19 protein-coding genes are annotated in these 22,781 nt (G+C 61.6%); 3 read left to right on the top strand and 16 right to left on the bottom strand.

Translation table 11 applies throughout. The features are described from left to right. The 3 genes from PMI01S_RS28255 to PMI01S_RS28245 all read right to left on the bottom strand — a co-directional run. Positions 1-3,627, bottom strand: a 3,627-nt coding sequence (locus PMI01S_RS28255; protein ID WP_139811124.1) for an Ig-like domain-containing protein, incomplete at its 3' end; no start/stop codon positions are given. A 51-nt stretch (positions 3,628-3,678) separates the two neighbouring features. Next, on the bottom strand, positions 3,679-4,515 hold the full coding sequence (locus PMI01S_RS28250; RefSeq protein WP_084323369.1) for a sulfotransferase family protein: 837 nt from the start codon (positions 4,513-4,515) through the stop codon (positions 3,679-3,681). 127 nt (positions 4,516-4,642) lie between these two features. Beyond that, positions 4,643-6,214 carry a glycosyltransferase family 39 protein gene (locus PMI01S_RS28245; RefSeq protein WP_084323368.1) on the bottom strand — a complete coding sequence of 524 codons (1,572 nt, stop codon included), beginning with the start codon at positions 6,212-6,214 and terminating at the stop codon, positions 4,643-4,645. Positions 6,215-6,454: 240 nt separating this feature from the next. Here PMI01S_RS28245 and PMI01S_RS28240 point away from each other — a divergent pair, with 240 nt between their 5' ends. Continuing rightward, positions 6,455-7,042, top strand: coding sequence for a phage tail protein (locus PMI01S_RS28240; RefSeq protein ID WP_084323367.1), 588 nt, complete (start codon positions 6,455-6,457; stop codon positions 7,040-7,042). Between the two features lie 51 nt (positions 7,043-7,093). Continuing rightward, positions 7,094-7,405 (top strand): DUF6916 family protein, encoded by a 312-nt coding sequence (locus tag PMI01S_RS28235; protein WP_084323366.1) that lies wholly within the window; start codon positions 7,094-7,096, stop codon positions 7,403-7,405. A 122-nt stretch (positions 7,406-7,527) separates the two neighbouring features. Here PMI01S_RS28235 and PMI01S_RS28230 read toward each other — a convergent pair whose 3' ends face one another. From PMI01S_RS28230 to PMI01S_RS28170, 13 genes are all read right to left on the bottom strand, one after another. Then, on the bottom strand, positions 7,528-8,025 hold the full coding sequence (locus PMI01S_RS28230; RefSeq protein WP_084323365.1) for a GNAT family N-acetyltransferase: 498 nt from the start codon (positions 8,023-8,025) through the stop codon (positions 7,528-7,530). Positions 8,026-8,036: 11 nt separating this feature from the next. Further along, positions 8,037-10,133: an efflux RND transporter periplasmic adaptor subunit gene (locus tag PMI01S_RS28225; RefSeq protein ID WP_084323364.1), complete on the bottom strand. Its 2,097-nt coding sequence runs from the start codon at positions 10,131-10,133 to the stop codon at positions 8,037-8,039. Beyond that, entirely contained in the window at positions 10,134-11,453 is a 1,320-nt protein-coding gene (locus PMI01S_RS28220) for an efflux RND transporter periplasmic adaptor subunit (protein ID WP_084323363.1), read from the bottom strand. After that, entirely contained in the window at positions 11,450-12,232 is a 783-nt protein-coding gene (locus PMI01S_RS28215) for an efflux RND transporter periplasmic adaptor subunit (protein WP_084323362.1), read from the bottom strand. The genes PMI01S_RS28220 and PMI01S_RS28215 overlap by 4 nt, the downstream gene beginning before the upstream one ends. 51 nt (positions 12,233-12,283) lie before the next feature. Further along, a complete protein-coding gene (locus PMI01S_RS28210) occupies positions 12,284-12,901 on the bottom strand; it encodes a hypothetical protein (protein WP_139272954.1) in 618 nt (205 codons plus the stop codon). Between the two features lie 111 nt (positions 12,902-13,012). Beyond that, complete coding sequence (locus PMI01S_RS28205; RefSeq protein ID WP_084323360.1) at positions 13,013-14,575, bottom strand: efflux transporter outer membrane subunit; 1,563 nt, start codon at positions 14,573-14,575, stop codon at positions 13,013-13,015. Beyond that, positions 14,572-15,636, bottom strand: coding sequence for an HlyD family secretion protein (locus tag PMI01S_RS28200; protein ID WP_084323359.1), 1,065 nt, complete (start codon positions 15,634-15,636; stop codon positions 14,572-14,574). Before PMI01S_RS28200 ends, PMI01S_RS28205 begins: the two co-directional genes overlap by 4 nt. Positions 15,637-15,662: 26 nt before the next feature. Beyond that, positions 15,663-17,198 carry an MFS transporter gene (locus tag PMI01S_RS28195; protein WP_084323358.1) on the bottom strand — a complete coding sequence of 512 codons (1,536 nt, stop codon included), beginning with the start codon at positions 17,196-17,198 and terminating at the stop codon, positions 15,663-15,665. Positions 17,199-17,412: 214 nt separating this feature from the next. Beyond that, a complete protein-coding gene (locus PMI01S_RS28190; protein ID WP_084323357.1) occupies positions 17,413-18,339 on the bottom strand; it encodes a LysR family transcriptional regulator in 927 nt (308 codons plus the stop codon). A 147-nt stretch (positions 18,340-18,486) separates the two neighbouring features. Then, on the bottom strand, positions 18,487-19,353 hold the full coding sequence (locus tag PMI01S_RS28185) for an ABC transporter permease (RefSeq protein WP_084323356.1): 867 nt from the start codon (positions 19,351-19,353) through the stop codon (positions 18,487-18,489). Between the two features lie 20 nt (positions 19,354-19,373). Next, the gene (locus tag PMI01S_RS28180; protein WP_084323355.1) at positions 19,374-20,234 is read right to left on the bottom strand and encodes an ABC transporter ATP-binding protein; all 861 of its coding nucleotides are present in this window, start codon (positions 20,232-20,234) and stop codon (positions 19,374-19,376) included. A gap of 5 nt (positions 20,235-20,239) precedes the next feature. Next, on the bottom strand, positions 20,240-21,265 hold the full coding sequence (locus PMI01S_RS28175) for an ABC transporter substrate-binding protein (RefSeq protein ID WP_084323354.1): 1,026 nt from the start codon (positions 21,263-21,265) through the stop codon (positions 20,240-20,242). A 17-nt stretch (positions 21,266-21,282) separates the two neighbouring features. Beyond that, entirely contained in the window at positions 21,283-22,170 is an 888-nt protein-coding gene (locus tag PMI01S_RS28170; RefSeq protein WP_084323353.1) for a TauD/TfdA dioxygenase family protein, read from the bottom strand. 230 nt (positions 22,171-22,400) lie between these two features. Between PMI01S_RS28170 and PMI01S_RS28165 the strand changes: the two genes are divergently transcribed. Further along, positions 22,401-22,766, top strand: coding sequence for a tryptophan synthase subunit beta (locus PMI01S_RS28165; RefSeq protein ID WP_084323352.1), 366 nt, complete (start codon positions 22,401-22,403; stop codon positions 22,764-22,766). The last annotated feature ends 15 nt before the right edge of the window (positions 22,767-22,781 follow it).

Below are 22,781 nucleotides of genomic sequence, written 5' to 3'. Positions count from 1 at the left end.
GGTGGTGCCGCTGCCCGTGTTGCCGGAGAGGTCGGCCACGCCAGTATTGTTGAGGGTGATGACGTTGCTCGCGTCATTCACCCCCGCCGTTGGCGTGAAGGTCGCGGTCCAGGTGATACCGCCGTCGCTGCTGCTCACCGCCGTCAGCGTACCGTTGGCGATGGTCAGGTCGGCGTTGGTGAAACCGCTCACTGCCTCGGAGAAGGTGATCGTCACCAGCGACGTTTCACCTGCTGTCAGTGAAGTATCGGCCAGCACAATCGTGGCAGTCGGGCGCACGGTGTCGATGGCGTAGTTGTTCGAATCGGTGGTGCCGCTGCCCGTGTTGCCCGACAGGTCGCTGACACCCGTATTGTTCAGGGTGATCAGGTTGGTCGTGTCGTTGATGCTGGCGCTCGGGGTAAACGTTGCCGTCCAGGTGATGCCGCCATCGCTGCTGCTCACCGCCGTCAGCGTGCCGTTGGCAATCGTCAGGTCCGCATTGGTGAAACCGCTGACCGCTTCGCTGAAGGTGATGGTCACCAGCGAGGTTTCGCCGATTCTCAGCGCAGTGTCCGCGACAACGACGGTTGCCGTTGGGCGCACGGTATCAATGGCGTAGTTGTTCGAATCGGTGGTGCCGCTGCCGGCGTTGCCCTGCAGGTCACTGACACCCGTATTGTCCAGAGTGATCAGGTTGGTCGTGTCAGTAATGCTGCCGGTTGGCGTAAAGGTCGCCGTCCACGTGATGCCGCCGTCGCTGCTGCTCACGGCGGTCAGCGTACCGTTGGCGAGGGTCAGGTCCGCATTGCTGAAACCGGTCACTGCCTCGGCGAAGGTGATGGTTACCAGCGAGGTTTCACCGATTTTCAGCGCGTTGTCGGCCACCACGATGGTCGCGGTCGGACGGAGCGTATCGATCCCATAGTTGTTGGAATCGGTGGTGCCGCTGCCCGTGTTGCCGGAGAGGTCGCTCACTCCGGTGTTGTTCAGGGTGATCAGGTTGGTCGTGTCGTTGACGCTCGTGTTCGGGGTGAATGTGGCGGTCCAGGTGATGCCGCCGTCGCTGCTGCTCACCGCCGTCAGCGTGCCGTTGGCGAGGGTCAGGTCGGCGTTGGTGAAACCGCTGACCGCTTCACTGAAAGTGATGGTCACCAGCGAGGTATCGCCAATTTTCAGCGCCGTGTCCGTTACCACGATGGTTGCGGTTGGCCGCACGGTATCGATGGCGTAGTTGTTGGAATCGGTGGTGCCGCTACCGGCGTTGCCTGCCAGGTCGCTGACCCCGGTGTTGTCCAGGGTGATCAGGTTGGTCGCGTCAGTAATGCTGGCAGTCGGGGTGAAGGTCCCCGTCCAGGTGATGCCGCCATCGCTGCTGCTCACCGCACTCAGCGTGCCGTTGGCAATCGTCAGGTCGGCGTTGGTGAGACCGGTGACCGCTTCGTTGAAGGTGATGGTCACCAACGACGTTTCGCCGACCTTGAGGGCCGTGTCGGTGAATACGATGCTGGCGGTTGGCCGCGCCGTGTCGACGACGTAGTTGTTGGAGTTGGTGGTCCCGACGCCTGCAGTGCCCAGACCGTTGATTACCCCGGTGTTGTCGAGGGTGATGACGTTGGTCGTGTCCGAAATACTGGCGGTCGGCGTGAACGTTGCCGTCCAGGTGATACCGCCGTCGCTGCTGCTGACGGCACTCAAGGTGCCGTTGGCGAGGGTCAGGTCGGCATTGGTGAAACCGGTCACCGCTTCGGAGAAGGTGATCGTCACCAGGCTCGTTTCACCGATGCTCAACGTGGTATCGGCGACCACAATGGTTGCGGTCGGCGGCGGCGCATACGCGGTGTTGAGTATGCCGCCATCGTTGTAGATGGTCGCCACGGAGGTCGGCGAGGTGCCTGCTGCCCCACCGCCCTGCGCAGTGCCACCGGCACCACTGCCGGCGGCATTACCGGCCAGGGCCGCGAAGTTGGCGGCGGTGATCAGCAAAGTGCCCTTGTTCCAGATCGCGCCGACGCCTCGGCCGCCGATGCCGCCATTACTGGCATTGCTGCCTTGACCACCGCCACCGCCACCGCCCCCACCGGCGCCGATGTTGTTGCTGATGGTCGACGTGCCGACGATGGTGATGGCGCCGCTGCTGGCGTTATAGATCCCGCCCACCGCGTTACCGCCCGCGCCACCGACCTTGTCCCAACCGGCGCCGCCACCACCGCCGCCAATGGAAATCGTGCCATTGGTGGCCGTCGCGCCGCTACCGCCGTTGCTGTAATAGGAAACGCCCACCCCGCCAGCCCCGCCCGTGCTGGTACCGCCGCGGCCGCCCATGTGGGTCGCGTCATAACCGCCGCCGTAACCGCCAGCGCCACCGCTGCCCGCCTGGCCGCCCAATGTGCCGGTGCCTGGCCCGGCCGTACCGCCATGCCCGCCGCCCTGGCCACCCAGACCGCCACCACCGCCACCGCCACCGCCGTAAAACGCCCCCGTCACCCCGCCGCCACCGCCGCCACCGGAAGCGGCGTTGGAGGTAACGGTCACGTTTTTCAGGGTCAGGATCCCTGCGTTGAAAATCCCCCCGGCCATCGCGCCCGTGGCACCGTAGCCACCATTGCCACCGTTGCCCGACACCAGGCCACGGGTGATCACCAGGCCATCGAGCGTCACGGTGCTGCCAGACGCCACCTCGATGACTCGGGTCCGGTACTGACCGTCGAGAATCACATCCGCCGCACCGTCGTTGTTCAAGTCGCCATCAACGGTGATGCTCTTGTTGATCAGCAGTTCGGAAGTCAGTTGCACCGTCATGCCGGAGCTGAAGGTGACAATATCGCCGTTCTGCGCCGAAGCGATGGCGGCACGCAACGAGCCGATGCCGGTGTTGGCGTTGTTGGTCGCCGTCCAGGTTGCCAGGCCCCACTGATAGTCGCTCATGGCCATTTTCGACAGGACGTTGGCGCTTTCGATAGAGCCGGTGGCGATTTCCAGATCCCAGTCACCACCCACACCAGTGCGATTGCTGGATGCGGCCACATCCCGGCCGGTCAGTTGCGCCAGGGAATCGACGAAACTCAAGCCCCGTTCGCCCTCGGCGGTGTAGCAGCCGTAGATCATGATGTCGCCGCCGACATTCATGTCCTTGCCGATTTCCGCCAGCACCGCACTGCGGGCCGCGACGTTGTCGGCCGACAGGTAACTGTTCCCCAGCCACAGATCGCCCGCGTTGCCATGGGCGATGATCTGCACCGAGCTGATGCCCTGATGGGTGTCCAGATAGTCGGCAATCTGCTGCAAGCCGTCCTTGGTGGCGTCGAGTTGAACCACCTGAGTGCCGGGCGCCACACCGTTGAGCAGGCTGCTGGCATCCTTGACCCTGGAATCGACGAACACCACGCTCTGCCCCGGCACGGCAACAGGCGCCACCGCCGGCGAGGCATCGGCCTGGCCGTGGGTGTCCTGGCTGGCAACCGGTTTCTCCGCCACGGGAGGCTTGGCCGCATCAGCCGTGGTGTGGCTGTCAGCCTGGGCGGTATCGGCAACAGTGGCCGCCACCGCGCCGTCGAACAGCATGCGCGGCTCCAGGGACATGATCATTGGCGAGGCCAGCGCTCGTGCGCCGTTGGTAACCCGCGACTTGCCGTTGCTCCACCACATGTTGCTCACCCGGACTCGAACGTTCTTTCTGCGTAAACGAAAACGCCGCGATCAACTGATCGCGGCATCGGCTTTCATACGAATGACATTGGCGGCGCTGGCTGAACCATCGAGCCAAAAGGACAATTCTGCGTACTGCCTGAACAAATCAGGCGGCAGAATCGTGCGCCGTGATTGCAACTCGACTTTGGGCTTGACCTTGTGCAGGCCCGATACACCCAAGGCTTGATCGAACTCCGGCGCGTCGTAGGCCAGGTTGTCGAAATCGTGCTCGAACCAGGGTTCGCCAATGAAGTCGTAGACCAGCCGCATCACCCGGTCAGGCGCCTGGGTCAGCAGGTCGTAATCGACGATCAGCAGCGAGTCGGCGTGCTCGCCGTAATAGGCTTCCTTGAGCGCAGCCCAGGCAAAGCCGACCAGGCGATTGCGCTGGGCCAGGGTTTCGCAGCGGCTGTAGACCGTATTGCGTTCGACCGCATCGCCAAACAGCTTGGTGTTTTCAAACGGGTTGGCGCGATAAAGACACTCGATGCTGTCCATGACCCAAGCGACATTGCGCACACAGGCAATGACCTTGGCTTGCGGGAACAGATCGCTGATCGCCGGCAGGCGCGAACTCCACAAGCGGTTGGTGTCGAACACCACCGGTTTGTCGGCCTTGTCGGCGTAATAGGAATCGAACAGACCGCGAAGCAAACGACGGCGCATATCGGTGTCGATCACCGCGCCGAACTCGCTGCCGGCACTGCACTGTTCCAGGACACCGGAAAAGAGCGCACCAACGGGGCTGGTCATGCCGGCATGGAAACGCGGGTTCTGCAAAAGAATGGCAGAAAGCAGGGTCGAACCCGAGCGCGGTAAGCCGGAAATAAAATGGAACTGCTGCATCCCTTCACCCTGGTCATAAGTCCTTTATGTACGCCAGAGCGTAGACCATGAATGGCCTTACGAATAGTGGTGTTTTGATATCAAATCGAAGCTAAGCCGACGAGGAAATGCCATTTTCGTTACAGCCTCAAGGCCGCACGAACAGACGCGCATAGGCGCCGCCGGCCCGGGTTTCGCCAACCCGCTGCCAGCCGACGGGCAACGGCGCGAATTCGTCCGGTGCATCGACGGAACCGATCAGCCAGATTCGACCACGGCCCTTGGGCAAGCTGTCGAGGCTGTCGAGGTAAGTGTCCTGGGTTACCAACGTGCCGAAACCATAGGCATTCGGTCGGCTCGACACACCATTGGCCAACGTCGGCGTGTAAAGCAATGGCTGAGTGTCGGTGCGGTTGTAATAGACGTAACTGAGGTACCAGAGCATATCGCTGGTGACGATCCGGTCACCGGTCACGAAGTGCTGGTTGACGTAATCGACCATGACGTTGATCTGATCCTGGGTGTCCACCGTGGCGTTGTTCTTCAGGCCCACCAGCTCAACGCCGACAAACAGCATCAACACCGTCACGGCCAGCACCCGAAAGCCTGAATACAGGCGATCCACCGCCAGCGCCACCATCATCGGCAGCCCCAACGCATAGGCCGTCAGGTAGCGCTCGATAAACACCGGCGTGATAAACGACACACCGAACACCAGCAGCAACGGCAACGCCGTGTAGATCACCAGCAGAACGCTGCCGCGAAAGACACTGCGATCCCGCGCCACCCCTACGCCAGCAATGACCGGCAACGCCAGCGGCAGTGCGATGAAAAGCAGCGTCGGCAGGTTGTCGCCATCGTCCTGGATCAGGAACGACCACAGCATCGAAGGCAGCGAGCCGAACGTGACCGGCGTTTCCCAACCCACGTCGCCATTGGCCTTGAGCTGATCCATGTGCTGGAGCAGATCGATCAGGTTCGGCACCCACGGCAAGTACAACAACACGATCGCCGCGTTCGCCAGCCACCAGCCGGGGCGTTGAATATGCCGCAAGCGATAACCCGGTTGTACGCGGATCAACCCCAGGTACAACCAGTGGCAGAGCACGCACAGGGCAGTGAAGTAATGGGTGTAGAACGCAGCCGTCATCAGCAGCGCATACACCACCAGATATCGCCTGCGATGGGGGCTTCTGATCCAGTAGACCAAGGCAATCGTGGCGCCGATCAACCACATCCCCAGCAGTGAATACATGCGTACTTCCTGGCTGTAACGCACCGCCGTGGGCAACAGTGCCAGCAGGAAACCGGCCAGCAACGCCGCACGGCGAGTGGCGAGCAAGTCCATCAGCCACACGCCGAGCCACACCGTGGCGATACCGGGCAAAGCGCTGAGGCTGCGGATCGAAAAAATGCCATCTCCAAACAACTCGATCCAGCCGTGCAGCAACAGGAAATACAGCGGCGGATGCACGTCGTGCGCCGCGTGTACCCAGATGTCGGTCAGTGAAAAACGGCTCAGCAGCAAGCTCGACCCTTCGTCACCCCAGATGGCCGCCGCCGTCAGGTCGTAGAAACGCACCAGCGCCGCCAACGCCAGGATCGGCAACAGCCAATGCTCCCGCGCCCATCGCAACCAGCGCTGGACAATCGCCCAGACGCCGGGCGCTGCGTGCGGTTCCTGGGTGCCGCCAAGCGGTGTTTCTCTGCGCGCCTCCATTGCTCCCCCCCTGAAACGAGCCGACCACAACACCTGTTGATCACTGTAGGACGGCGCACGATCGTCGTCGATGCTGTCTTTGCGACCAACGACATTCGGCCGTGATACGCATCAACTACGCTCTGGCTTGGCGTGACTCAGCCAGGGAAATGAATGGAGTCGGCTGATCGCAACGATTGGCCCGGATGTCCGGGCCACCCTTGCGGCGCGCCAGACAACTAACCTGAGGGATGAGGAACTATGGAAGTATTCATCGGCACAATTCAGCCTTTCGCCTTTAACTACGCGCCCAGCGGCTGGGCCTTGTGTAATGGCCAGACGCTCTCTGTCCAGCAATACAACGCACTGTTCGCGCTGCTGGGGGTCAACTTCGGCGGCAATGGCTCGACCAATTTCATGCTGCCCAACCTGCAAGGCCGAATGCCTGTTTGCATGGGTAACGGGCTGAACCTGACCCCACGGGTCATCGGCGAATTCTCCGGGACCGAGAACGTCACCGCGACCATTACCAACCTGCCCAATCACACCCACGCCCTCTCCGGGCTGACGGCCACCACCACCCTGCAACTGGCCAGCCCGGCGAGCAACCCGGTCACCAATCCCACTGCGACCAACTCGTATGTCGGCGCCTCGGGCGGCGGACCGGGCTCGGCGAGTATCTTCTCCGATCAACAGGGTGCTGCGGCCGTGCCGCTCAAGGGTGTGGCCACGACGGTCACCGGGGAGATTTCCTCCGCCGGCAACGGCCTGCCCATGGAAACCATGAACCCGTTCCTGGTGCTCAACTTCAGCATTGCCCTTGAAGGACTGTTCCCTTCGCGCGGTTGAGGTTCGGCCGGGGGATTCCCCCCGGTCACTTTCATTTTTGGGAGTGACGCCATGCTGCAACAGGTTCAACACCACCATTTTCAGACGCTGCTGGGCAAGACTGGCACGCTGCGATTGCCGGATGGCAGTGACCTGCCGATTCATATCGACAGCCTTGAAGAAACACCCCGGGCGCGGATGCCAAACAGCGAGCGCATGCCGTTCAGTGTCGAGCTCACCAGCCTGAAGCCCACGGCGTTCGTCGATGGATTGTGTGCGCTGGAGTTACCGGAACTGGGCCAAGTGAAGGATATTTTTGTCTCACGGGTGCCGGTGATGGGGCGTGATCCGGGTGTGGGATATTTCTGCATCGCCTTCAACTGAACGCACGAGATCCCAATGTGGGAGCGGGCTTGCTCGCGAAAGGGTCGTGTCAGTCAACATCACGTTGGCTGACACACCGCCTTCACGAGCAAGCCCACTCCCACATTGGCTCGGTGGTGGGTTCAAATTTTTGGATACCACACCAACCGCTCCGCCGCCGGATTACGCTCTTCAACCTGAAACCCCTGCGCCAGGTAATGCTGGCGCGCGTGGGCATTGTTGGCCCAGACCACCGTGGCCACCGGGCAGCGAATCTGCTGCGCGGCTTTTTGCACACCTTGCAGCACCGCCCGACCGTAACCCTGCCCGCGAGCCGGCGGAATGAACGTCAGGTACAACACCCGAATTTCATTGGGGCCAAAATCAGTGGTCAACGCACCGATGGCCGTGCCGAGCTTCTCGATCACGTAGTGCAATGCGTTGGGGAAGTGCTCCCCCAATCCTTGCTCCTGTACCTGAAATTGCTGGGCCACCACGTGTTCGACGACGTCTCGCTCGCCGTCGATCCATTGCAGATCCGGTCGCGCCGACTGATAGAGGCTGTGCAGAAAAGGTCCATCGTTAGCGCGCGACGGCCGCACCACCAAACCGTCGGCCGACACAGAATCCGAACTCGTCATCGCTGCTCTCCCTAGAAACCGCTTTCCCTGACGCCCAGCGCCGCCATGCGCCGCCACGCAACACCCAGCACCGACTCGCCGCGCCCCTGCAACACCACCACGCCGCGCAGCGGTTGCACAGGCGTCGGCGCCTCATCGAGGCTGCTCAACCGCGCCCCGTATTGCCCTTGCACCGGCTCGGCCCGTTGCTGCGGATCCCGGCGCACGGCAATCGGCCCGTGGTGATCGGACGTCAGCGCTTCCTGATCGACATAGGCTGCACCGTTGGTGTCGACCTCAGTCAGTTGCACAGCGATCGCCGGGTGCATCGGGTCATCGGCAATGAACCGCCCGCGAGCCCCCGGTGCCACACGCCACAACTCGGCTTCAGCCAAATAACCACGCAACCGCACACCGTCCTCCACCACCCGCGCCAGCGGCTCCTTGGTCGCCAGCCAACGGCCGACGGCCAATTGCGGCAACAGATCGCGCACGTTGCCGGCATGGGGTGCGCGCAGCAGCAATCGTTCGCGCTGGGCCGCCAACCCGCGGTATTCGGCCACCGCTTCAGCCAGACGCTGCTCGACGATACCCGCATCCGCCGCGGTCTCGCTGCGACTCGCCTGCCGACGCATCTGCAATTGCTGGATCTGGATTTCCCGGCGCACGATGGCCTGGCGCGAGTCCAGGTCCGGCGATTCCAGTTCGATCAGCACATCACCCTGAGCGACCTTTTGCCCATCGCGCACATTCACCACTTTGACCCGCGAAGCCACCGGCGCATGCAACGCACTGACCCGTCCCGCCTCGAGCATTGACGGCAGCTCCACCGCACTGCGCCAGGGCAGCGCCAGAAACAGCACGAAGGCGAGCAACCCCAACGCACTCAACAACACCCGCGGCGCATGGGCCTGATCGCGGCGGCTCCACCACTCCCGCCATTCGCGCGCGATCGGCAGAAAGATGAACCACACCAGCTCAACCAGCATCAGGAAGATACCCAGCAGCTTGAAGAACAAGTGATACACCGCCAGCGCAATCCCGAAAAACAGCACCGCGCGCCACAGCCACGAGCCGTAGCCCCATACCAACAGACGTCGCTGCATCCTCGGCGACAAAGGTTCCGGAGCCGGTTCGCCATAGCCGAACAGGGTTTCGCGCAGATGCCAGCGACACAGGGCAAAGGCGCGCCCCTGCAGGTTGTCCACCTCCCAGAAATCACTGAGCAAAAAGTAGCCATCGAAACGCATGAACGGGTTGAGGTTGATCACCAGCGTGGTCATCCAGGTCGCACTGGCAAGCATGAACGCCGCCGTGCGCGCCGGCCCGTCGGGCAGCAGCGACCAGGCCAGCAGCGCGATACTCGCCAGCAGCAGTTCGGCCAACACGCCACCGGCACCGATCAGCAATCGGGCACGCCGATCGTTGCCCCGCCAGGCATCGCTGACGTCGGTGTAGAACATCGGCAACATCACCATAAATGCCACGCCCATGCTCTGCACCCGACACCCCGCGCGCTTGGCCATGAACGCGTGGCCGAATTCGTGGCAGAGCTTGGCAAAAAACAACGCCACGCCAAAGGCCAGCGCACCACCGAGGCTGAACAGATGAGGGAAGGTCGCGATAAATCGTTGCCAGTCCCGGGACACGAGAAACACCCCGAGGCCCAGCGTTGCCGGCAATCCGAAGCGCAGCAGTCGCGGGCCGAAGCGCGCCAGCCAGGGCCAGGCTCGATTGAGAAACGCATCCGGGCGCCAGAGCGGGATTCGGAAAAACAGGTACTGATGCAGCAGAATCTGCCACAGCGACTGACGCTGGGCGGCGGCCTTCAGGCTGTAACTGTCACGCTGCTGCGGGTCTAGGGCACTGATCAGATCGTGGCTGCGCAGAAAGCCCAGCAGTTGCTCCAGATCGCTGCCGGCCAAAGGCAAACCCGGTTCGCGATTCGCGGCGTGCAGGACCTGCTCGGGATCACCCAGGGACCAATGTCGCAGCAAGCGCATCGCCGCCACGCCGAGTTTGAAATAGCGGCCGCGCACCGGGTCAGCCAGTGTCCAGCGCGGCGAGCCGTCCAGCGCCGGTGAAGCGGGGGTCAGCTGCAAGTCCGCGCGCAGGCTGGGCAGGCTCATCTACAGCCCCACACTCTGGCGCAAACCGGCCAGGGGTTTGCGCAGCAGATAGAGCGCCAGCGGTGCACGATCACCGAAGACTTTCGCCGTGCCGCGCAGGCCGATACGCGGTGGCGCCTGATCGAAACTGGCATCGAGTCGATAGGCCAACTGCCCGCCGGCCGTGGGCTGCGCTTCGTAAGCCGCGCGTTCGAGCCGGGCCAGATGTCGCTGTAACGGATCGCTGTCGAGGAACAGCGCGACTTGCGCGCCGGGTTCCAGAGAGATCGCGTCACCAACGGCCAGTTCGATGCGCAGTTCGGCTTGGGTCGGGTCAGCGATTTCCATCAACCGTTCGCCGGTCTGCACCGGTTTTCCGGTCCAGCGCTCGGCGTCGGCGAACACGGCGATGCCGTCGCGCTCGGCGCGCACTTCGCTGCGTTTGAGCAGCTCACGGGCGTAGTCCCGTTCGGCGCGTTTTTGCTCGACGCGCGCGGCCAGCAGATCAATTTTCGAACTGGATTCGGCATCGGCAAACGAGCGTTGGGAGTTGGCCTTCAATTCAGCTTCGGCCACGCCCAGGGCGCGTTCGGCCACGTCGGCCTGAGCCTTGAGCGTGGTGCTTTCAAAGCGCAGCAGCAGGTCGCCGGTTTTCACCGTCTGGTTGGGTTTGACCAGGAACTCGGCGATCACCCCGTCCAGCGGTGCCGCGACGACCCGACCACCCAATGGCACCACTTCCGCCGGCGCCAGCACCGATTGGCGCACCGGGATCAACAGCCCGAGCACCAGCACAGCCACCAGCGCCAGCTGACGTTTTCGGGTCCAGCGCAGTCGCCACGGTTTGCGCGGCTGCAGCGCCAGCCAGGCATGGCTGTAAGTGTCACCGAGTTGCGACAGCAACACTTGCTCCGGCGGGTTCCACGGCAGATCCCGGGCCAGCCACAGGCCGCCGAACACTTCACCTTGATGATCGATCAGCGGCAGCCAGAACACCTGAGCGGGAGACAGGCTTTGCCAGTCCGCCTGGATCGATTCGCTGAGAAGATCGGGCGAAATCACCCGCGCCTTTTTCAGCACATCGCCCTTGAACAACTGCGCTACCGCCTGCTCGACGAACGCCACGAACGGGGCATTCGGGTCCACGGCACTGACGCCCGTCACCGCTTGCACCTTGCCGGCAATCAATAACGCGGCATGGCGAAAACCGAACAGCGCCTGAGCGTCATTGACCAGGCTGTAGGCCAGTTGCGACGGATTGCGCGCGGCGCGGGTCTGGCGTTCAAGATCCAGGAAGCGGGCGAAGACCTGTTCCGCGCCGCCGCTTACCGGAGCGTTCACTTGAGCTCCGCGAAACGCGCCGTGCCGCTCATACCGGCCAACAAACCTGAGGCGCTGGGCAGCGTCGCGACCAACAGCAAGGTCTGGCTGCCTTCGTCAATTCGCGCGCCCAGCCGTTTGACCGTGGCATCCAGTGGCCGACCGGTTTCATCGGGGACAAAACTGAACGTCTGGCCGGGCTTGAGCTTGCCCATCCAGCGCGACGGCACCAGCAAATGGATTTCCAGCGTGCGGTTGTCGACCACATCCAGCAACGGCGCACCGGCGGCAACGCTTTCATAACGCTGAACCTTGCGCTCGACCACCTGACCATCAAACGGCGCCACCACGCTGCAGCGTTTGACCTGAACCTGATACACCTGGGACTGCGCCTGCGTCTCGCTGAGCCTGGCCTCGGCCCGCGCCACTTCGAAACGCCCGACCGAATTCAATGCCGCCAGTTGCCTGTTGTGAGCCAGCTCTTCACTGGCCCCACGGCTGGCCGCCTGCGCCGCATTGAGCTGCGCCTGATAGGCCGAACAATCGAACCGCGCCAGCGTATCGCCCTTCTTGAACGACTCGCCCTCACTGAACGGCAACTCGACAATCCGCCCGGACAACTCGCTGGCGAGCATCGCCTGATCCCGAGCCCGCAACACACCACGGGCCTCCGTGCTGGCTGCCGAACTGCTGCTCCCGACGCTGCTGTCCAACAGCGGATCGTCTGGCACGGGCGTTTGCGCCTGAGCGGTACACGTTACAAAGGTCAATCCGATAACCCACACACGAACTCGTCGCATAACCGTAACTCCCTGACGGATGAGCGGAGTCTATGACAGCGTGGGTGAGCGTCAAGGTGAGCCTGGCTCTCTTCCCGCAATTCCCGTGAAAACTGCGTCAGCCAATATTCCCCACCAACACAACCCAAGCACTATCCACAACCAGTTCATCGGTGTGAGTGTCGAGTTTTGCCTGGCCGAAATATCGTCGGCCAAATGATTCACCGCTTCCTGCATACGCATCAAACAACTGACCTGAAGCGCCAAAAGGGCAATTAGCATCGCGAAACCAAGATGCAAATCCAGAAGCCAAACCCGTGCGGATTGCAGAGCACTGAACAGAATGAAGGCGAGCGCCAGAAACCTTGGATACCACTTGTATCGATGCCCCATGGCGAAGATACGACGATCAACCGTCCTGAATAGCGAATAAACAAACCACACACCCATTAATGCGCGTATCAGCGGTATGACCTTCGTTGCAGTCGCTGACCGGTAACGGTGCCAGTTTCGATACAACCAATACAGGACGTAAAAACCGGAAGTAGCGATAAACAGGATCGCGAGTTTTCGCTTGGAGATGACGAAAAAGGCAGATAGCAAATCGTCGCCAACAGAGCAATCTGCGGTCGGCGGTGCGTATGGGTCCGAATGCATGGAGTGGCCAAGCTTGGTAGTCAATTTGGCCAAAATACTAACGTCGGTTTACCGTTGCCAAATCCCACATAAAAAAATCAGGACGGTTCCTACGAGGAGGCTCATCCATTCCCCATCCGAAAACCGCCTCAACTGACAGCAAAGTTATCGTTGCGCCATCTCCCCCACCGGATACACCGACTCCCATCCCCCACCCAACGCTTTGTACAACCCGACCATCGCCAGCGACACCCCGGTCGAACTCTCGACCCATTGCTGCTGGGTCGCCAGCAACTCGCCTTGCACGGTGAGGACGTTGACGAAATCCACCACCCCTTCCACGTATTGTTGTTGCGCGGTGCGCAGGGCGATCTGGTTTTGGCGTACGGCTTCGGCGAGGCTGTCGCGGCGCAGTTGGCTGGCGTTGTAGGCAGTCAGTTGGTCGTCGATTTCATGCCAGGCCCGCAGCACGGTTTGCTGGTAGGCGATGGCGGCTTCCTGTTGCTGGGCTTCTCGCAAGTTCAGCACGCCGCGCAGGCGGCCGCCATCGAACAGCGGCAGGCTGAATTGCGGGCCGATGCCGAACGTACGCGAGCCCCAGGAGCCGAAATCGCTCAGTTGCATCGCTTGTGAGCCGACGTTGCCCGACAGGGTGATGCGCGGATAGAAATCCCCCTTGGCCACCCCAATGTTCGCCGTGGCGGCATGCAGGCGAGCTTCGGCCCGGCGGATGTCCGGGCGGCGTTCGGCCAATTGCGACGGCAGGCCGATGGCGACCTGGCGCGGGGTTTGTGGCACCGGCGCGTCGGTGGATAACTCGGCATGCAGCGCCTGGGGCGGTTCGCCCATCAACAGGCTCAAGGCATTGATCAGTTGCGACTGACGCTGCTCCAGCGCCGGCAGGCGCGATTCGATGGCGGCAACTTGCGCGGCGGCTTCGGCGACATCGAGGTCGGTGGCGACACCGTCGGCCAGGCGCAGCTGCGACAGTTTCAGGCTATGGCGGGCGACGTCGAGGTTCTCTTCAGTGACGGCACGCGTACTTTGCACGCCGCGTAGCTGAATGTAGTCCTGGGCGACTTCGGCAAGGACAGACAACAGCACGCTGCGCTGGTCGTTTTCCGCGACTTCCAGCGTGGCATTCGCTGCTTCGGTTTCACGGCGGACCCGCCCCCAGAAATCCAGTTCCCAGGAGGCCGAGAAGCCGGCGTCCCACAAATTGAACGCCGAGTTGCCATTGTGCCCCGAAGGATCGCTCAAACCTTCGCCGCTGTTGCGTTTACGTCCGTAGCTGCCTGTGGCGGCGGTGTTGGGGTAGCGATCTGCGGTGATCACCTGGCGCGCGGCGCGACTTTGCTCCAGGCGGCTGCTGGCGAGTTTCAGGTCGAGGTTGTCGGTCAGGGCACGCTGGGTCAGGGCCGAGAGTTTCGGGTCGTGGAAGACTTCCCACCAGCGTTCGTCCATGGTTTCGGCGACGGTTTGGCTGGCGGCGGTTTTCGATGGTTTCGACCATCCGGCGATTTGCTGAGTTTGAGGCTTTTGGAAGTCCGGGCCGACAGTGCAGGCTGTGAGGCCCAGAACCAGTAAGGCGCACAGGGTGAGTTGAGGCCACTGGCCTCTTCGCGAGCAAGCCCGCCCCCACATGGGGATCTCTTGTGCACTGCGATGCTCCAATGTGGGAGCGGGCTTGCTCGCGAAGGCGTCAGAACTGTCGACGAAGATGCTCATCGTTGCGCAACCTCATGCTCACCAGTGTCAGCCGTATCAATACTTGCCTCCACCGACATCCCCACGCGCAGCCGATCAGCCAACGCCTGCCCCGGGTCCAGAACGATTTTCACCGGAATCCGCTGCACAACCTTGGTGAAATTGCCGGTCGCGTTGTCCGGTTTGATCGAAGCGAAGGTCACGCCCGTGGCCGGGGCAATGCTCTCGACGCGACCGCGCAGCGCTTCGCCGCCCAGACTGTCCACACGCACTTGCACGCCCTGCCCCGGTTGCACGTCGGTCAGCTGGGTTTCCTGAAAATTGGCGACCACATAAGCCTGCGCCAATGGCACCACCGCCAGGATCTTGCTTCCCGGTGTCACGTAAGCGCCAACCCGTACCGCACGCTCGCCCACCATGCCGTCCTGAGGCGCCACGATGCGCGTGTAGGACAGCTCGTAGCTGGCCATTTCCAGCGCCGCTTGCGCACGTTTCAACCCGCCGTCTGCTGCATCGCGCTGGGCGGTGAGAATTTCCACCTGCTTGCGTTCCGCCGCCAACACCGCTGTCGCATTGGCCAACCGGGCACTGGCCTGATCGATACGGGTGCGGGCTTGCTGCGCGTTCTGCACCGTACCCGCGCCAACGCCAGCGAGGTGGTTGTAGCGATTCAATTCATGTTCGGCGAACGCCATCTCTGCCTTGGCCGACACGACCGTGGCTTGCGCCTGAGCGATCACCGACGCCTGGCGCTCAAGGGTTGCGCGAGCGTTTTGCAGTTGCGCCCGCGCCACCAGTGTTTCGGCGTCGGCGGCTTGAGCGGCAGCGCGCAAATCCCGGTCATCGATCAGCGCCAGCAACTGCCCGGCCTTGACCTGCTGATTGTCTTCCACCAGCACGTCCTTGATGAACCCGGCGACGCGGGGCACGACCAACGTGAAGTCGGCAGAGACAAAGGCGTCATTAGTGTTCTGTTGCGTACGCTTGCCAAAAAATCCCGGTGCCAGCAGATACACCAGTACGCCGACCGCCACCACGGAGGCAATTGCGACGGCGATTTTTTGCTTGGATTGAGTCGTCATAAAAACCTTCTGTTTCAATGAAGCATTCATGTCGGCGCACGCGGCGGATAGATCCGCGTCGGCAGCCAGAAAATCAACAGGATCAGCGCCAACGCGACGCCGCCCATGCACAGATAAAGGTCCGAGGCCGTCAGCACCACGGCCTGCTCATGCAACCGATGAGCGAGGCCCGCGCTGTCGCTGTCGGCCAGCGGCGAGTTGCCGAGGCGGTCCACCAACATGGTCGAATGAAAGTGCAGCCGCGATGTGGTCAGCGCGTCGATCACTCCCGTGGCGATCACCGCCGAAAGGCCTTTAACGGTGTTGAACCAGGCCGACGCGAACGGCCCTTCCATCGGGCTGATGCTGCCGGTCGAGAGCATCAACAATGGCAACACAGCCATGGGTTGCCCGAAGATTTGCAGCAGTTGCAGCACGTAGAAATCGTCGCGAATCCACACCGATGTCAGCTGCGATCCGCCGATGCACGACAACGCCAGCATGCTCAGGCCGATCCCCAACACCCAGCGGCAATCGATCCAGCGCAGGTTGCACAACGCCGCCACCAGCGGCAGCGCGATCAACTGCGGCAGCGCTGCCAACAACATGATCGGCGCGGTTTGCACCGGGCGATAACCCTGCACCTGCGCCAGGTAACTGGACGGAATGATGATCACCGCCAGCAAGATCACCAGCACCCCGGCCAGGGTCAGCAAGGCGAACGACAGGTTTCGGATGCCGAGCATCTGCATCTTGAAAAACGGGATTGGCTGCGACCATTCGTTGATCAGAAACAGCACCAGCAACACCACGCCACCGCCGAGCAAGCCGCAGATCAGGCTCGACTCGAACCAGTCCAGCCGATTGCCCTGCAGAATGCCGATCACCAGCATGCAGATCGCCGGAAAACCCAGCAGCAATCCGCGCCAGTTGAACTGCTTGAAACGCTCAAGGCGCAGCGGATCCTGGGGCAGGCCGTAGGCCACTGCGGCCATGGCGATCAGGCACGGCGCGATGATTTGCCAGAAGGTCCATTGCCAGCCGACATGCTCGGTCCACAACCCGGCCAGCGGTGTGCCGAGCCCCGGACCGAAGGTGGCCGTGAGGGCATATCCGGCAAGACCGTAGAGCTTCACGTTGGCCGGCAAAAAGCGCAGGGCGACGGTCATCAGCATCGGCGGCAACGCACCGCCCGCCAGACCTTGCAAGGTGCGCATCAGCAGCAGGCTTTCGTAGTTCGGGGCGAACGGACACAGCACGCCCAACAACGTGAACACACTGATCGCGCAGAGAGTGAAGCGCCGCAACGAGAACGTCACCGAGCACCACGGCGCGAACGCCATCGCGGCCACCGAGGTCGCGGTGTAACTGGCGACCAGCCAGGTGCCTTCGTCATAGCCGATGGCCAATGCGCCGCGAATGTCGGCGAGGGCGACCTTGGTCACCATTTCGTTGAGGCCCGATACCAGCACCGCCAGCAGCACGCCCACCAGACCAATGATGATCCGCGGGCCGAAGACCGGCGGCGTCACGGCGATGGGGCTGGCCGCAGCGAGAGATGCCGGGGCCGTGAGGGAAGTCATGGACTGCAAGCTCCGGGAATGGATTCCGAAGCATTTTAGGAAGCGTGGAAGCTGACGAAAATCAACTTATTGGCAGCTTATAAGTGCGTCAGCCGCAACAATACATAGCCCTGCAGGAGCCGGCTTGCTGGCGATGGCGGTCTATCAGTCGATGAAGAAGATGTTGAATGAAAAATCACGATCGCCAGCAAGCCGGCTCCTACAGGGTGCGTGTTCAGTCTGACGTGGGTTGTGCAGCCAGCCACGTCTCGTCACAACACGCCTTGAGCGTTTCACGCATCCAGCGATGCGCCGGGTCTTTGTCGAAACGCGGGTGCCAGGCCTGCGTCAGCATGAGGGTCGGCAACGGGATCGGCAGCGTGAATGAACGCAGCTTCAACCCCAGGCGCCGCACGCTCAGCAACGCTTCCTTGGGTACCGGCAGAATCAGATCGGAATCCGGCAACGCAAACATCGCGGCATGGAAACTCGGCGCAATCACCGCCACCCGCCGCTCCAGGCCCAAGGCGTTGAGCGCCGTATCGATCGGGCCGCGAGCGATGCCGCGACGAGACATGCTGATGTGGGAAAACCCGGCATAGCGTTCGGCGGTGATCTCTTCGTCGAACAGCGGATGGTCGTCGCGCACCAGGCCGACAAAGTGCGTGGAGAACAGGTTCTGCACCTTCACTTCCGGCATCAGCGGCCGGTTGTTGCTGACGCTCAAATCGATGCGTCCTTCACGCAACGCTTCGTCATCCCCATCGCCCTCCGGAACAAAGCGCAGTTCGCAGTGCGGCGCCTGGCGCTCCATCGTGTCGAAGAGCTTGCCGCCGTAGACGCCGACAAAGAAATCGTTGGCACGAATGCTGAAGCGTCGACGCAAACTGCCCAGCTCCACTTCATCGGCAGATCGAAACAGCAGCGCGGCCTGCTCCACCAGATCCCGTACCTGCTCACGCAACGCCAGTGCCTTGGGTGTCGGCACCAGGCCACGGCCGGCCCGCACCAGAATCGGATCGCCGATGGCCTCGCGTATCCGCGTCAGTGTGCGGCTCATGGCTGCAGGGCTTAGATGCATGCGGCGCGCGGCGCCCACCACGCTGCCTTCGTCGAGCAAGGCGTCGAGGGCGACCAGAAGGTTCATGTCCGGGAGTTGCATACTGAGCACTCGTGGCTGATCTGGGTTGATTCAGACGCAATGCTAGCAGATCAAAAGATCGCAGCCTTCGGCAGCTCCTACAGGTGTACTCCAATGCAGGAGCTGCCGAAGGCTGCGATTTTTTCGAATTGCACTCGATTCAACTGACTACCGCTGCATCCCCCACCGCTTCACCGTCACCCGCTCCAGCGAATCAAACACCAGATTTTCCACCAGCAACCCAATCAAAATCACCACCGCCAACCCGGCAAACACCTTGTCGGTGTACAGCTCATTGCGATTCTGAAAGATGTACCAGCCCAAACCACCCTTACCACTGGTTGCACCAAACACCAACTCAGCCGCGATCAACGTGCGCCAGGCGAACGCCCAACCGATTTTCAGCCCAGCAAGAATCGACGGCAACGCTGCGGGAATCAGGATGAACAGCACGAAACGCATGCCCTTCAAACCGTAATTGCGGCCGGCCATGCGCAATGTTTCCGAGACGCCTAGAAACCCGGCGTAAGTGTTCAACGCCAATGCCCAAAGCACCGAATGCACCAGCACGAAAATCAGGCTGTTCTGCCCCAGCCCGAACCACAACAGCGCCAGCGGCAACAGTGCAATCGCCGGCAGCGGGTTGAACATCGACGTCAGCGTACTCAGCAGATCGCGACCGAATTGCGTCGACACCGCCAGCGTGGTCAGGGCAAACGCCAGGACGATGCCGATCAGGTAACCCTTGAGCAACACCACCAGCGAAATCCACACTTTGCCCAGCAATTCGCCGCTGAGCAGGCCGCCATACAGCGCGCTGGCGGTTTGCAAAAAACTCGGCAGCAACAGGTCGTTGTTCTGGATTCGCGCAACCACTTCCCACAGTACCGCGAGCAAAATCAGGATCAGGCTTTTACGAATCCAGCCCTGTTGCCACAGACGCTGGCCGAGGGGCAATTCACGCTCCAGCGGTACGCTGGTCAGCGGCTGCAAAACGGTTTCAAACTCTTCACGCGCAGATGATAGCTGGCTCATCGGGCACTCCTCTCAATGGCTCAGTAAGCGATGCGAATGTCGGAAAAATCCAGCTCGCGCGCGGTTTCCGGCGACTGACCTTCATCGAACAACAATCGATGAATCCGTCGCGCCGATTCCTGAAACGCCACGCCGCCGAGGCTGTGCAAATCGTATTGATGACTGTGGACTTCCGCCCGTACCCGGCCAGGGTGCGGCGACAGCAACAGAATGCGGTTACCCACCACCAGCGCTTCTTCAATCGAGTGCGTGACGAACAGCAGGGTGAAGCGCACCTCCTCCCAGAGGAGCAGCAATTCTTCCTGCATCTTGCGGCGAGTCAGCGCATCGAGCGCGGCGAAGGGATCATCCATCAACAGGATTTTCGGTTGCATCGCCAACGCCCGGGCAATCGCCACGCGCGCCTTCATGCCGCCGGACAAGGTGTGTGGATACGCATCGGCAAACGCCGCCAGCCCGACCTTGTCGAGATAGTGCATGGCCCGTTCTTCGGCCTCTTTGCGCTTGAAGGTTTTCGACGCCAGCAGCGGAAACATCACGTTCTGTTTGACGGTTTTCCACGGCGGCAGTTGATCGAACTCCTGGAACACCACGATCCGGTCCGGCCCCGGCGCATCGACACGCTGACCTTGCAGGCGGATTTCCCCTTCGACGGGCTGGATAAATCCGGCGGCGGCCTTGAGCAATGTCGACTTGCCGCAACCGGACGGCCCGAGCAATACAAAGCGGTCCGCCGGATCGATTTCAAAACTGACTTGGTGGGTCGCTCGAACCACCCGCTGCGGCGTGCGGTATTCGAGGCTGACATTATCGACCGACAGCAGCGCCTGGGCTGTGGCGTTCGGTTTGCTGACCGTGTGGCCTTGCAAAGAGGCGTTCATGTCGATCAGCTCCCTTGCAGTGGTTTGGCGTCCTGGAAGAAGTAATCCTTCCACGAATCCGGTTTGTTTTTGATCGCGCCGACACGGTAGAGGAACTCGGCGAGCGGGTAGGTATTTTTCGGCGTGACGCTGAATTCGAACTGCGGGTTGTCGATGATTTTCAACAGCGCAGCACGATCGATTTTTGCCTTGGTCACGCGAATGTAGGTATCGGCGGCGGCGCCTTTATCGTTCTGGGCAAATTGCGCCGCTTCGGTCAGCGCCTCGACGAAGGCCTTGTAGGTTTTCGGGTTCTCGTTACGGAATTTTTCCGTGGCGAACAGCACCGTCGGCGAGTTCGGGCCGAGCAGGTCATAAGTGTTCAGCACCACATGCACGTTCGGATTGGCCAGCGCCTGATCCTGGAAGGGCGGGTTGGAAAAGTGCCCCGTCAGCTCGGTACCGCCGGCAATCAACGCCGCTGTGGCGTCGGGGTGCGGAACAGCGATGGTGTACTTGTCGAGGCGATTGAATTCCTTGTCGCCCCACTGCTTGGCGGCCGCGTATTGCAGGAAGCGCGACTGTACCGACACGCCCACCGCCGGCACCGCAATGCGGTCCTGCTCGGTGAAGTCGGCGATGGTTTTGACCTTGGGATTGTTGCTCACCAGGTAGTACGGAAAGTTGCCGAGGGAGGCGACAGCCTTGACGTTCTGCTTGCCGTGGGTGCGGTCCCAGATGGTCAGCAACGGACCGACGCCCGCGCCGGCAATGTCGATGGAGCCGGAGAGCAACGCATCGTTGACCGCCGCGCCGCCGGACAGCTGAGTCCAGTCGACCTTGATATCCACGCCCTCCTGTTTGCCGTACTTCTCGATCAGGTTCTGATCACGCACTACGTTGAGCAACAGATAAACGATGCCGAACTGCTCGGCAATGCGGATTTCACCTTCGGCCTGAGCCACGGTCGGTGCCACCAGGCTGCTGGCGATGAGGCTGAAACCCAGGCCGATGGCCGCAGCCAACGGTGCAAAGGAAAGACGTCTGGACATGAAAATTCTCCGACAAATCAGAAAGGCGCGTCGCCCTGGATGGTGGTGCGATACAACTTGCGGCGCAGATGGCTCGGGCAGCCGGCGGCAAGGTGAATCAGCGAACGGTTGTCCCAGAACACCAGGTCGTGGGGCTGCCATTGATGGCGGTAGATGTTTTGCGGCAGCACGCTATGGGCGTAGAGCTCGTCGAGCAGTTGCTTGCTCTCGTCGTCCGGCAAGCCAACGATGCGGGTGGTGAAACCCTCGCTGACGAACAGCGCCTTGCGGCCGTTTTCCGGGTGCGTGCGCACGATCGGGTGCACGACTTCGGCAACCTGGGCCAGTTGCTCCGGCGTCAACGTCGGGCGCCAGTTACCTTCGAATTTGGTTTCGCTGTAGCGCGCCGTGTACGAGTGCGCCGCGGAGCGACCTTCGACCGCTTTGCGCAGCGCTTCGGGCAGGTTGTCCCAGGCTTTGTGCATGTCGGCGAACAAGGTGTCGCCACCTTCGGACGGCAACTCCTGGGCGTGCAGCATCGAGCCCAGGCTTGGCAATTCTTTATATGACAGGTCGGAGTGCCAGAACTTGCCGGCGTCGCCGAGGCCGATGGATTGGCCGTTTTCGATGATGTTGGAAACGATGAGGATTTCCGGGTGCCCGGCCAGCAGGAATTGCTTGAGCACATGGATCTGCAACACGCCGAAGCGGCGGCTGAAGTCGATGTGTTGTTCGGGGGTAATGCGTTGGTCGCGGAACACCACGACATGGTGATCAAGGTGCGCGCGATGGATGCGGGCGAAGTCCTGCTCATTGATAGGACGAGACAGGTCGAGCCCGATGATTTCGGCACCGACGGCACCGCTGAACGGACGAATTTCGAAAATTTGCGGCGCGATGCTTTGAGTTGCAGAGACGACAGACATAAATCACTCCCACGCACGGCACGCTCAAGGGCGCGCGCGTCGATCAGAAACTCACGGAGGTCCCGTGTTGGTTCGTGTCGTGCGGCGCGCCGATTGGTCGGCAGGTACGCAGGAGGTTGACTTTATAGATATAAGAACTGGATTTTAAATACCGTTAGCGAATAACCATATGGCTTATATCGCCTATGCTGCTGACAGGGTGAAGCTGCTCAACGCTTGAGGGACGCTCAATGTTCTACGTGCAACGCAATGCAGAAGGCCAATTGACGCGCGTGGAAGCCGAGGCCTATGACGAATCCACCGAAAGCCTGCCCGCCGATCACCCGGACCTTCAGACCTGGTTCGCCAGCAAAGTCATGGCCATGAACCACAAGCAACTGCAGCAAACCGGTCAGCTCAAGCAGTTGAAGCAAAGCGACCTGGACATGATCCGGGTACTGGACGACCTTATTCAGGTGCTGACCGACAAGGGCGTGATGCGCATCACCGACCTGCCGGCCGCTGCACAGGACAAACTCATGGGCCGGTCCCAGGCCCGGGAGGCGTTGGGTGGGTTGAGTAATTTGGTGGATGAGGATGATTCGGGGTTGATCTGATCCGACCTTTGTCGT

The sequence above is a fragment of the Pseudomonas migulae NBRC 103157 genome (assembly GCF_002091715.1).
Classification (GTDB): Bacteria; Pseudomonadota; Gammaproteobacteria; order Pseudomonadales; family Pseudomonadaceae; genus Aquipseudomonas; species Aquipseudomonas migulae_A.
This window is presented reverse-complemented; position numbering and strand designations above follow the sequence as displayed.